This window comes from Streptomyces sp. PR69 (assembly GCF_026420845.1).
GTDB lineage: Bacteria > Actinomycetota > Actinomycetes > Streptomycetales > Streptomycetaceae > Streptomyces.
The window spans coordinates 187,510-200,335 of the sequence record NZ_JAOWCB010000011.1 but is presented as its reverse complement, the minus strand read 5'-3'; the positions used below and the strand labels follow the sequence as shown (position 1 = coordinate 200,335).

At 69.5% G+C, this 12,826-nt stretch carries 4 protein-coding genes and 1 tRNA gene; 4 read left to right on the top strand and 1 reads right to left on the bottom strand.

What is annotated here, in order from left to right; all coding sequences use genetic code 11:
• Positions 1-171: 171 nt before the first annotated feature.
• Positions 172-244, top strand: a tRNA-Thr gene (locus OF819_RS13940).
• 76 nt (positions 245-320) lie between these two features.
• On the opposite strand, the gene OF819_RS13935 is transcribed toward OF819_RS13940, so the two are convergent.
• The gene (locus OF819_RS13935; RefSeq protein ID WP_267243805.1) at positions 321-2,975 is read right to left on the bottom strand and encodes a SpoIIE family protein phosphatase; all 2,655 of its coding nucleotides are present in this window, start codon (positions 2,973-2,975) and stop codon (positions 321-323) included.
• A gap of 280 nt (positions 2,976-3,255) precedes the next feature.
• Between OF819_RS13935 and OF819_RS13930 the strand changes: the two genes are divergently transcribed.
• The 3 genes from OF819_RS13930 (at position 3,256) to OF819_RS13920 (ending at position 12,701) form a co-directional block, all read left to right on the top strand.
• Positions 3,256-8,811 carry a HAMP domain-containing protein gene (locus OF819_RS13930; protein ID WP_267243804.1) on the top strand — a complete coding sequence of 1,852 codons (5,556 nt, stop codon included), beginning with the start codon at positions 3,256-3,258 and terminating at the stop codon, positions 8,809-8,811.
• A gap of 304 nt (positions 8,812-9,115) precedes the next feature.
• A complete protein-coding gene (locus OF819_RS13925; RefSeq protein WP_267243803.1) occupies positions 9,116-9,796 on the top strand; it encodes a response regulator in 681 nt (226 codons plus the stop codon).
• A gap of 127 nt (positions 9,797-9,923) precedes the next feature.
• Complete coding sequence (locus OF819_RS13920) at positions 9,924-12,701, top strand: DNA translocase FtsK (RefSeq protein WP_267243802.1); 2,778 nt, start codon at positions 9,924-9,926, stop codon at positions 12,699-12,701.
• The last annotated feature ends 125 nt before the right edge of the window (positions 12,702-12,826 follow it).

Sequence of the window (12,826 nt, the reverse complement as noted above, 5' to 3'; positions counted from 1 at the left end):
GGATGGTGCGGGGCTCTTCTGCGTTGTGCACTTCCACCGCGGGTCGCCCCCGGCAACCCGAGATAACTCAGCTCCGTAAGCCGGGATCTGATGCCCCGCCGGTTAGGAGCACACGTCCGTTCGGGGTATGATTCTTCATGTCGCGGCGCGGGAAACCGCCAAAGGCGGCAGGCCCCTATAGCTCAGTCGGCAGAGCGTCTCCATGGTAAGGAGAAGGTCAACGGTTCGATTCCGTTTGGGGGCTCGGACAGAAACGATGAAGGCCCCCCGCCATCTGGCGGGGGGCCTTCATCGTATGTGGGCAGACTGCGCGTCAGGTGTCAGATGGTGTGCGGCTCCGGGACGCGCATCGCCAGGATCGCCATGTCATCGGAGGCCGGCTCGGCCGCGAAGCGTTCCACGGCGCGGAGGACGCGGGCGGCGACCGCGCCGGCCGTCAGGCCCGTACAGGACTTCAGGACGTCGACCAGGCCGTCATCCCCCAGCATGCGGGTTCCCTCGCGGCGTTCGGTGACGCCGTCCGTGACGCACAGCAGCACATCGCCCGGATCAAGGGTGACGATCTGCTCGTACAGCTCCAGGTCCTCCATGACGCCCAGCAGCGGCTGCGGTTCGGCGGCCGGGGAGACCGTGCCGTCCTGGCGCAGCCGGAGCGGCAGCGGATGGCCCGCGCAGACGACCTTGAGGACCGCACTGCCGTCCTCCTGCGGCCACAGCTCGCCGTACAGCAGCGTGAGAAAGCGGCTTCGCGCACCCTCGTCGAGGATCGCCGCGTTCAGGCGCTCCAGGACCGCAGGGCCTCCGAAGCCCTCACGGGCGAGGAGGCGCAGGGCGTGCCGGGCCAGACCGGTGACGGCAGCCGCCTCCGGGCCGGTGCCGCAGACGTCGCCGATGGCGAAGCCGTATGCGTCGTCGCGGATGGGGAAGAGATCGTAGAAGTCGCCGCCCACCTCATTGCCCTCGCCGGCCGCGCGGTAGATCACCTCGACCTCGACGCCGGGGATCTGCGGCAGCCCCGGAGGCAGCAGACTGCGCTGCAGGGACTGGCTGATGGCCATGCGCTCCGAATACAGGCGTGCGTTGTCGAGGGCGAGCGCCGCCCGGCGGGAAAGGTCCTCGGCGAGTTCGAGGATCTCCTGACGGAAGTGGTCGTCGGTCGGTTTGCCGAGCGTGAGCATGCCGATGACGCGGTTGCGGGCCACGAGCGGCAGCACCACTGTCTCACCGCCGACGGCGGCCGCGGTCGCGAGCGTGACGCCGATGCCGGACGACACCGGGCGGCTGGAGCCGTAACCGAGCTCCCGCTTCGACACGAGCAGGGCGGCCTGCCGTGCCGCGTCATCGGGGGCGGTCCATACGCGGGCGCCGGGGGTGGGCACCGGGTCCGGCGGATCGATGCGTGACAGCAGGTCCTTGAGGCCGTCGATACGCTCCTCGTCCTCGTGCAGGACATAGCTGAGGTACGGGTCGGAGGACTGGTCGGCGATCGTGTAGACCGCGCACCAGGTGGCCAGGGTGGGGACCGTCATCTGAGCCATCAGCGCCAGCGTCTGGTCGCGGTCGAGCGTGCCGGCGAGCAGGTCCGACGCCTCCACGAGGAAGCTCAGGGAGCCGCGGCGCAGCCGTTCCAGCTCGCCGAGGCGGGCGGATTCGACGGCCAGGGCGATGCGGTCGGCGGCGAACTGGAGGCGCAGCGCCTCCTCGTTGGAGTACCGGCCGGCGGCTTCGGCCGCGACGCCGAGGGAGCCGGTGAGGCGTCCTTCGACCTTCAGCGGCACGGTGACGACCGAGCGCATGCCGGTCGAGTTGAGCAGCGGGACGGCACCGGGCACCGCGGTGAGGTCCTCGTGGACCGCAGGCATCCGGGCGGAGCCGTATCGTCCGGTGCCGGCCTCCACGGGCACGCGGGCGAAGCGCTGGCGGGCCGACGGCAGGCCGGTCGTGGCCCGTACCTCCAGCTCCGTCTCGTCGTCTGTGGCCAGCAGCAGAAACGCGGCGTCGCCGTCGAGCATGTCCCGGGCGCGCTCCACGGTGCGCTGGAGCAGGCCGTCCAGGTCGTCCGGCGCGGGGGAGCCGATGAACACCTCGAAGGGGTCTGTGACGCGGCTCTCCCCGCCCGGGTCGCTGACGGCGGCGCGCTGCGGCGTCTGGAGCACGGCGCGCTCCCCGTCGCGCACCAGCAGGCAGACGGTCGACGGTTCGCCCTGCGTATCGCGTACGCGCAGATGAGAGGCGTAGACGGGGACGACACGGCCGTCGGCGCCGCGGATGCCGTAGCTGCCCTCCCAGCGGGAGAGCTGCAGGGCCTCGACGATGCCGGTGCCCGTGCCGGGGGTGTGGGGCCAGGCGGCGAGATCGGTGAGGGGCTTGCCGACGACCTGCTCCGACGCATAGCCGAAGAGATGCTCGGCGTCCTCGTTCCAGGCGGAGATCGCGCCGGTGCGGTCGATCTGCACGACGGCCACGCGGACGTGCTCGTCGGCGACGGGGAGCAGAGCCGCGGGGAGCGCGGGACCGGCGGAGCGGGTGCCCACGGGACGATGCGGGAGGTCGAGCTGGAACCAGACCTGCTTGTGGGTGGGGGTGTAGTCGACGCCCCAGCGGGAGGCGAGCGCGGCGCACAGCAGCAGACCGCGGCCGTTCTCGCGGTCGGGATGGCTCAGCGAATGGTGCGCGCCGTGGATCGGGACCTCGCGCTCCGGGTAGCGGTCGCCGACCTCCACCCGTACCCCTTCGTCTGTGCGCAGGCACAGCACGTCAGCGGCGGTTCCCGCGTGGATGACGGCGTTGGTGACCAGCTCGCTGGTGAGGACGACTGCGTCGTCGACGACGTCGGAGTAGCCCCACCCCTGGAGGGTGTCGCGGACGAACGCGCGGGCGGCCGCGACGGACCGTCCGACCGGGTCAAAGCTGGCAGCCGCCCGCGCGGTGATCACAGAACTCCTCGTACGCGTCTCGACGCCCGGCTCTGCCATGTGTGGCCCGCCCCTCCCGGTGCCCGGTGGTAGATCTCGCCCCGCTCCGCCCCCGCCGGGCGGACCGGGGCGGTTGGACAGCCGGATGCCAGGTTACTTACCTTCGCTGTCCGAGCGGATGCCGGTCGGCGCTGTTTCCACCCTCCAGGGGCGGGGACGTTATGCGAAGCTGCCGAACTGTTATGGCCTGGTTCGGCCATGGTGAAACACTGGGCAGGCTTCCCGGAACAGCCCGGGCAGTACGGTCAACCCCTGCGGGAGGGACACGGTGGAGTCTGACATGGCGGCGCGTGGCACGAGCACGCGCGCGAAGGCCGGACGGTCCCGGAGCCATGGGACCACCGAAGTGGATACGGCGGCCCTGAACCGGCTGCTGGCCGCTTTGGTGTCGATGCGGGACGGAAACTTCCGGCGTCGTCTCACCGTGTCCGGCGACGGCGTCATGGCGGAGATCGCGGCTGTCTTCAACGAGGTCGCGGACCGCAATCTCCATCTGACCGGTGAGATCGCCCGGGTGCGGAGGGTGGTCGGGCGTGAGGGGAAGCTGTCCGAGCGCCTGGAGCCCGGCACCCTGGAGGGCTCCTGGTCGCAGGCGATCGACGCGGCCAACGCGCTGGTGGACGATCTGGCACGGCCGGTGTCCGAGGTGGGGCGGGTGCTGTCCGCCGTCGCCGACGGCGACCTGGAGCAGCGTATGGAGCTGCGCTCGCACGGCGCGGACGGCTCGGAGGGGTCCGTACGGCCGCTGCGCGGCGAGTTCCTGAAGGTCGCGCGTACGGTCAACAATCTGGTCGACCAGCTGTCGGCGTTCACCGACGAGGTGACGCGCGTGGCGCTGGAGGTCGGCACCGAGGGCAAGCTCGGCGGCCAGGCCCAGGTGCGCGGCATGTCCGGGTCCTGGAAGGACCTGACGGACTCCGTGAACACCATGGCGTACCGGCTGACCGCCCAGGTGCGCGATATCGCGCTGGTGACCACGGCGGTGGCCAAGGGCGATCTGTCGCAGAAGGTCACCGTGCATGTCGCCGGCGAGATGCTGGAGCTGAAGGAGACCGTCAACACGATGGTCGACCAGCTCCAGTCCTTCTCCTCGGAGGTGACGAGGGTCGCCCGGGAGGTCGGCACCGAAGGCGAGCTGGGCGGTCAGGCGACCGTGCCGGGCGTGGCCGGGGTGTGGAAGGACCTCACCGACTCCGTCAACACCATGGCCGGGAACCTCACCAACCAGGTGCGCGGCATCGCCGAGGTCACCACGGCGGTCGCCAACGGCGATCTGTCGCAGAAGGTGACCGTGAGCGCACGCGGCGAGGTCGCGCAGCTCGCCGAGACCATCAACCAGATGACCGAGACGCTGCGCACCTTCGCGGACGAGGTCACCCGGGTCGCGAGCGAGGTCGGCGCAGAGGGGCTGCTGGGCGGCCAGGCGCAGGTCCCCGGCGCCGCGGGCACCTGGAAGGACCTCACGGACTCCGTGAACACGGTCTTCCGCAATCTGACCACTCAGGTGCGGGACATCGCGCAGGTGACGACGGCGGTTGCGAACGGCGATCTGTCGCAGAAGGTCACGGTGGATGTGGCCGGGGAGATGCTGGAGCTGAAGAACACCGTCAACACGATGGTGGATCAGCTTCAGTCGTTCGGCTCCGAGGTGACGCGCGTGGCCCGGGAGGTCGGCGTCGAGGGCCGGCTCGGCGGCCAGGCGGAGGTGCCGGGAGCGGCCGGGACCTGGAAGGACCTGACCGACTCGGTGAACACCGCGTTCCGCAACCTCACCGGGCAGGTGCGGGATATCGCGCAGGTGACGACGGCGGTTGCGAACGGTGATCTGTCGCAGAAGGTCACGGTGGATGTGGCCGGGGAGATGCTGGAGCTGAAGAACACCGTCAACACGATGGTGGCGCAGCTGTCCGCCTTCGCCGACCAGGTCACCAGGATGGCGCGGGACGTGGGCACGGAGGGCCGGCTCGGCGGCCAGGCACGCGTGCCCGGAGTCTCCGGCACCTGGAAGGAGCTGACGGATTCCGTCAACTTCATGGCCGGGAATCTCACCTCCCAGGTGCGGCAGATCGCTCAGGTGACCACGGCGGTGGCGCGCGGCGATCTGACGCAGAAGATCGACGTCGATGCGCGCGGTGAGATCCTTGAGCTGAAGAACACCATCAACACCATGGTCGACCAGCTGTCCGCCTTCGCGGACCAGGTCACCCGGGTGGCGCGCGAGGTCGGCACGGAAGGCCGGCTCGGCGGCCAGGCACAGGTGCCGGGCGTCGCCGGCGTATGGCGCGATCTGACCGACTCGGTGAACGGCATGGCGGGCAATCTCACCGAGCAGGTCCGCAATATCGCTCAGGTCGCCACGGCGGTGGCGCGCGGCGACCTGTCACAGAAGATCGACGTCGATGCGCGCGGTGAGATCCTTGAGCTGAAGAACACCCTCAACACGATGGTGGACCAGCTCTCCAACTTCGCCGAGCAGGTCACGCGCGTGGCGCGCGAGGTGGGCACGGAGGGCATCCTCGGCGGTCAGGCGGAGGTGCAGGGCGTCTCCGGCACCTGGAAGGACCTGACCCAGTCCGTCAACTTCATGGCGAACAACCTCACCTCGCAGGTGCGCAATATCGCCGAGGTGACGAAGGCGGTCGCCCAGGGCGATCTGTCGAAGAAGATCACGGTCGACGCCAAGGGCGAGATCCTTGAGCTGGTGACCACGGTCAACACGATGGTGGACCAGCTGCTGGACTTCGCCGACGAGGTGACCCGCGTGGCCCGCGAGGTGGGTACGGAGGGTGTGCTGGGCGGCCAGGCGCGCGTGCGCGGCGTCACCGGCATCTGGGAAGACCTCAGCGACAACGTCAACCTGATGGCCAACAATCTGACCAGCCAGGTGCGCAATATCTCCCGGGTCGCCACGGCCGTGGCCAACGGCGATCTGACGAAGAAGGTCACCGTCGAGGCGCGGGGCGAGGTCGCCGAGCTGGCCGACACCGTCAACACGATGGTGACGACGCTGTCGTCGTTCGCCGACGAAGTCACGCGCGTGGCGCGTGAGGTGGGCACGGACGGCCGGCTGGGCGGCCAGGCACGCGTGCCGGGCGTCTCGGGCACCTGGAAGGACCTCACCGAGTCGGTGAACAACATGGCGTCCAATCTGACCGGTCAGGTGCGCCAGATCGCGACGGTCACCACCGCCATCGCCAAGGGCGATCTCACCAGGAAGATCGACATCGATGCCCGCGGCGAGATCCTGGAGCTGAAGACCACCATCAACACGATGGTCGATCAGCTGTCGTCGTTCGCCGAGGAGGTCACACGTGTGGCCCGCGAGGTGGGCACGGACGGACAGCTGGGCGGTCAGGCGCGGGTGCGGGACGTGGACGGCACCTGGCGGGATCTGACCGAGTCGGTGAACGAGATGGCCGGGAATCTGACCCGGCAGGTGCGCGCGATCGCGGCGGTCGCCACGGCGGTGACCCGCGGCGATCTCAATCTCAAGATCGACGTGGATGCGGCCGGTGAGATCCAGGTCCTTCAGGACAACATCAACACGATGATCGCGAACCTGCGTGACACCACCCTCGCCAACGAGGAGCAGGACTGGCTCAAGGGCAATCTGGCCCGCATCTCCGGTCTGATGCAGGGCAGGCGCGATCTGGACGACGTCGCCTCGCTGATCATGAGCGAGCTGACCCCGGTGGTCTCCGCCCAGCACGGCGCGTTCTTCCTGGCGATGCCGACAGGTGATGCGTCGGATGTGTCGACGGGCGGGGAGCACGGCTATGAGCTGGTCATGCGTGCCAGTTACGGCTACTCGGCCGGGCTGATGCCGACGTCGTTCCGGCCCGGCGAGACGTTGATCGGCACGGCCGCGGAGGAGAAGCGCACCATCCAGGTCAATGTGCCGCCCGGCTATCTGAAGATCTCCTCGGGGCTCGGGGAGGCCTCGCCCGCGTATGTGATCGTGCTGCCGGTGCTGTTCGAGGGGCAGGTCCTCGGAGTGATCGAGCTGGCGTCGTTCCAGCCGTTCACCCAGATCCAGCGGGACTTCCTCAACCAAATCGCCGAGATGATCGCGACGAGCGTCAACACCATCAGCGTCAATACGAAGACCGAGCAGCTGCTCAAGCAGTCGCAGGAGCTCACCGAGCAGCTGCGGGAGCGCTCCGCGGAGCTGGAGAACCGGCAGAAGGCGCTGCAGGCGTCCAACGCGGAACTGGAGGAGAAGGCCGAACTGCTCGCCCAGCAGAACCGCGACATCGAGGTGAAGAACACCGAGATCGAGGAGGCCAGGCAGGTGCTGGAGGAGCGCGCCGAGCAGCTCGCCGTCTCCATGCGCTACAAGTCCGAGTTCCTGGCGAACATGTCGCACGAGCTGCGTACGCCGCTCAACTCGCTGCTCATTCTGGCCAAGCTGCTGGCCGACAACGCCGAGAACAACCTCACGCCCAAGCAGGTGGAGTTCTCCGAGACGATCCACGGAGCGGGCTCCGATCTGCTGCAGCTGATCAACGACATCCTCGATCTGTCGAAGGTCGAGGCGGGCAAGATGGACGTCAGCCCCACCCGGATCGCGCTGGTCCAGCTCGTGGACTATGTGGAGGCGACGTTCCGGCCGCTCACCGCGGAGAAGGGGCTCGACTTCTCGGTGCGGGTCTCGCCGGAGCTGCCCGTCACTCTGCACACCGACGAGCAGCGGCTGCTGCAGGTGCTGCGCAATCTGCTGTCGAACGCGGTGAAGTTCACCGACAGCGGGGCCGTGGAGCTGGTGATCAGGCCCGCGAGCGCCGATGTGCCGCAGTCGATCCGCGAACAGCTGCTGGAGGCCGGGTCGTTGCAGGACGCGGACGGTGAGCTGATCGCTTTCTCGGTGACCGACACCGGCATCGGAATCGCGGCGAGCAAGATGCGGGTGATCTTCGAGGCGTTCAAGCAGGCCGACGGCACGACGAGTCGCAAGTACGGCGGCACGGGGCTGGGCCTGTCGATCAGCCGGGAGATCGCACGGCTGCTGGGCGGCGAGATCCACGCGGCCAGCGAGCCGGGGCGTGGCTCGACCTTCACGCTGTATCTGCCGCTGCACCCCGCCGAACTGCCGCCGCAGGGATACCCCCAGCTGACGCCGAGGCCGCAGCTGCCGTCGGCCGAGGACGCGGTGAGCACGGAGGAGACGCCGCAGACCGAGGCGCCCGGCGAGCCGCGGCCGGCGGATGCGGCGGCGCCGTCGGCGCCGGAGTCCTCCGGCGCGCCCGCAGCGGCTGCGACGCCTCCGCCGGAGGGCGCGCAGCCGGGGCCCGGCGCGCTCTTCCGGCGCCGACGGGGCGCACTGGGCGGGGCCGCGGGGCAGCGGCCCTCGCTGCCCGGCCAGCCGGCCGCGGCCGAGCCCGGCGCGGCCCAGCCCCCGCACGGCCAGCGTGCGGGCGCGGGCGGCCAGGAGGCGCCCGAGCAGCGGCGGTCGTTCGCCTTCGACGGCGAGAAGGTGCTGATCGTCGATGACGACATCCGCAATGTCTTCGCGCTCACCAGCGTGCTGGAGCAGCACGGTCTGTCGGTGCTCTACGCGGAGAACGGCCGTGAGGGCATCGAAGTCCTGGAGCAGCATGACGATGTGACCGTCGTTCTGATGGACATCATGATGCCGGAGATGGACGGGTACGCGACCACGACGGCGATCAGGCGGATGCCGCAGTTCGCGGGCCTGCCGATCATCGCGCTGACGGCGAAGGCGATGAAGGGGGACCGGGAGAAGGCGATCGAGTCCGGTGCGTCGGACTATGTGACGAAGCCGGTGGACCCGGACCATCTGCTGTCGGTGATGGACCAGTGGATGCGCCCGCAGTGAGGCCGGGGGCCTTCCGTCCGTGCGGCCCCCCCGGGGCTCGCGCGAACGGAAGGCCCGCACTGACTCACTGTGCCCGCCAGGGCGTGTGAACCCGGTAATCCGGGAACCTTCTGGTCTTCCACTACGTTTCTGCTACGTGCACAGTGACATCGCGGTGACAGGGTGTGGCGACGGCCGGGGTGCGGCTACCATGACCGGCACAAGGGCGGGCGGCGTAAGGGAGCCGTCCCCTGGGGCGGCGCCCGGTGCGTCCCCCGGCTCGGCGAGCCGGGGAGACCCCAAACCGGGGCGAGGAGGACGGGCCATGGTGCAGAAGGCCAAGATCCTCCTGGTCGATGACCGGCCGGAGAATCTGCTGGCGCTGGAGGCCATCCTCTCTGCGCTCGATCAGACGCTGGTGCGGGCATCGTCAGGGGAGGAAGCGCTCAAAGCGCTGCTGACAGACGACTTCGCGGTCATTCTTCTGGACGTCCAGATGCCGGGCATGGACGGATTCGAGACAGCCGCGCACATCAAGCGCCGCGAGCGGACCCGTGACATCCCCATCATCTTCCTGACGGCCATCAACCACGGACCCCACCACACCTTCCGGGGCTATGCGGCAGGTGCGGTCGACTACATCTCCAAGCCGTTCGACCCCTGGGTGCTCCGTGCGAAGGTCTCGGTCTTCGTCGAGCTCTATATGAAGAACTGCCAGCTGCGCGAGCAGGCGGCGCTGCTGCGGCTCCAGCTGGAGGGCAGCGGTCAGGCGAGCGCGGGGGACCCCAAGGAGCCCGCCGGGCTGCTCGCCGAACTGTCCGCGCGGCTCGCGGCGGTCGAGGAGCAGGCCGAAGCGCTCTCCAAACAGCTCGACGACGACTCGGCGGACGCCGCGGCCGTCGCCACCGCCGCGCATCTCGAGCGCAAACTCAGCGGACTGCGCCGGGCGCTGGACGCGCTGGAGCCCGGTGCGGGAGGCGCATCCGCACTGTCGTCGCAGAGCTGACGGACACACCGGTCGATCCAGGGCGTTTGAGCGCGCGTCAATTTCTCTGCCACAGCCGCAGCGACACGAACGGGTGAAGCAGTGGGCACACGTGTCCGCTGCCGTCGACACCGGTAACCTCACTGCCATGGCCTCACGTACGTCCGGCACAGGTTCCCAGGGCACGGCGGGCACCGCGAAGCCGCGCGCCGGCCGTACGACCGGCGCTCCCGCGAAGAAGACGGCGCCCGCGAAGAAGTCCGCCCCCGCGAAGAAGACGGCCGCCAAGAAGGGGCCCGCGAAGAAGGCGCCGGCGAAGAAGGCCGCCGCGCCCAAGCCCGCTCCGTCCCCCACCTCCGGCGTGTACCGGATCACCCGCGCCGTCTGGCTGGGGCTCGCGCATGCCGTCGCCGCGCTGTTCCGCGGCATAGGGCGGGGTGCGAAGGGGCTCGACCCGGCCCATCGCAAGGACGGCCTGGCGCTGCTCCTGCTCGGGCTCGCCCTGATCGTCGCCGCCGGCACCTGGTCGCATCTGAACGGCCCGGTCGGCGATCTCGTCGAAATGCTGGTGACCGGGGCCTTCGGCAGACTCGATCTGCTTGCGCCGATACTGCTCGGCGCGATCTCCGTACGCCTGTTCCTCTATCCGGAGAGGCCCGAGGCCAACGGCCGGATCGTCATCGGTCTGTCCGCCCTGGTCATCGGCGTCCTCGGGCAGGTCCACATCGCCTGCGGCTCCCCGGGCCGCGGCGAGGGCACGGAGGCGATGCAGGACGCGGGCGGCCTGGTCGGCTGGGCCGCGTCCAAGCCGCTGGTCTTCATGATGGGCGAGGTCCTCGCCGTACCGCTGCTGCTTCTGCTGACGTTCTTCGGGCTGCTGGTCGTCACCGCGACGCCCGTCAACGCCATTCCGCAGCGGCTGCGGCTGCTCGGCTCCAAGCTGGGCCTGGTCGACGCCCCGTACGACCCGGCGGCCGATCCGATCGGCACGGACGACGACGAGCGCTACGAGCAGCAGTGGCGTGAGGCCCTGCCCGCGGGCTCCCGCCGCAGGTCACCGGCGCGCAGGCCCGGCGGCCCGGCCGGGGACGACCCCGGCCGGGCCGAGGAGACAGCGCTCTCACAGCGCCGCCGGAAGAGCCGGAAGCTTCAGGAGCCGGCCCTCGGCCGGCCGATGGACGCGGTCGACGTGGCCGCGGCCGCCGCGGCGTCCCTGGACGGGGCGGTGCTGGGCGGCCTGCCGCCGTCGCCGCTCGTCGCCGGCCTGACCAGGGATGTGACGGCCGACCGCGAGCGGGCCGCGAGCCCCGTGCCGGGCGCGCGCGAGCCCGGGAGCGCGGGCCCCGCAGGGCAGGGCCGCGGGGGCGCGTCCGTACCGGATCTGACCAAGCCCGCCCCGGAGGAGTCCCAGCCCCTGCCGCAGCGGGCCGAGCAGCTCCAGCTGTCCGGGGACATCACCTACTCGCTGCCCTCGCTCGATCTGCTGGAGCGGGGCGGCCCCGGAAAGTCCCGCAGCGCGGCGAACGACGCCATCGTCGCCTCGCTGACGAACGTCTTCGCGGAGTTCAAGGTCGACGCCGCCGTCACCGGCTTCACGCGCGGTCCGACGGTCACGCGGTACGAGGTCGAGCTGGGCCCGGCCGTCAAGGTCGAACGGATCACCGCGCTGACCAAGAACATCGCCTACGCCGTCGCCAGCCCGGATGTACGGATCATCTCGCCGATCCCCGGCAAGTCCGCCGTCGGCATCGAGATCCCCAACACGGACCGGGAAATGGTCAAGCTCGGCGATGTGCTGCGGCTCGCGGACGCCGCGGGAGACGAGCACCCGATGCTGGTCGCCCTCGGCAAGGACGTCGAGGGCGGCTATGAGATGGCCAATCTGGCGAAGATGCCGCATGTGCTGGTCGCCGGCGCGACGGGATCGGGCAAGTCGTCCTGCATCAACTGCCTGATCACCTCGATCATGGTGCGGGCCACCCCGGAGGATGTGCGGATGGTCCTCATCGATCCCAAGCGGGTGGAACTCACCGCCTACGAGGGCATTCCGCATCTGATCACCCCGATCATCACCAACCCCAAGCGGGCGGCCGAAGCTCTCCAGTGGGTCGTACGGGAAATGGATCTCCGCTACGACGATCTCGCCGCATACGGCTACCGCCATATCGACGACTTCAACCAGGCCGTGCGCAGCGGCAAGGTCAAACCGCCCGAGGGCAGTGAGCGTGAGCTGCAGCCGTACCCGTATCTGCTGGTCATCGTGGATGAGCTGGCGGATCTGATGATGGTCGCCCCGCGCGATGTCGAAGACGCCATCGTGCGGATCACACAGCTGGCGCGGGCGGCGGGCATCCACCTGGTGCTCGCCACCCAGCGGCCGTCCGTCGATGTCGTCACCGGTCTGATCAAGGCGAATGTGCCCTCCCGGCTCGCCTTCGCCACCTCCTCGCTCGCCGACAGCCGGGTGATCCTCGACCAGCCCGGCGCGGAGAAGCTGATCGGCAAGGGCGACGGGCTGTTCCTTCCGATGGGCGCCAACAAGCCCACCCGGATGCAGGGCGCCTTTGTCACCGAGGAGGAGGTCGCGGCCGTCGTACGGCACTGCAAGGACCAGATGGCCCCGGTCTTCCGGGATGACGTCGTGGTCGGCGGCCAGCAGAAGAAGGAGATCGACGAGGACATCGGCGACGATCTGGATCTGCTGTGCCAGGCGGCCGAGCTGGTGGTCTCCACCCAGTTCGGGTCCACCTCCATGCTCCAGCGGAAGCTGCGCGTCGGCTTCGCCAAGGCCGGACGGCTGATGGACCTGATGGAGTCGCGGAACATCGTGGGGCCGAGCGAAGGCTCAAAGGCACGTGATGTTCTTGTGAAGGCCGATGAGCTGGATGGAGTGCTGGCCGTCATCCGCGGGGAGGCTCACTCGTAAGGGTTTATCGGGCAACCGTTTCCCTTGGCCGTACGTCCAGTTGGAGGGAGGGAAAGCTCGATCTCCCACCATGATCCCCAAGACGCTCCTGCCAGCGGGATGTCCGGCCATTCCGATGGCGTACA

What these genes read in the sequence shown, in the direction of transcription:
- OF819_RS13935 (WP_267243805.1), bottom strand. Translation starts at nt 2,975, where the DNA reads ATGGCAGAGCCGGGCGTCGAGACGCGTACGAGGAGTTCTGTGATCACC.
- OF819_RS13930 (WP_267243804.1), top strand. Translation starts at nt 3,256, where the DNA reads ATGGCGGCGCGTGGCACGAGCACGCGCGCGAAGGCCGGACGGTCCCGG.
- OF819_RS13920 (WP_267243802.1), top strand. Translation starts at nt 9,924, where the DNA reads ATGGCCTCACGTACGTCCGGCACAGGTTCCCAGGGCACGGCGGGCACC.
- OF819_RS13925 (WP_267243803.1), top strand. Translation starts at nt 9,116, where the DNA reads ATGGTGCAGAAGGCCAAGATCCTCCTGGTCGATGACCGGCCGGAGAAT.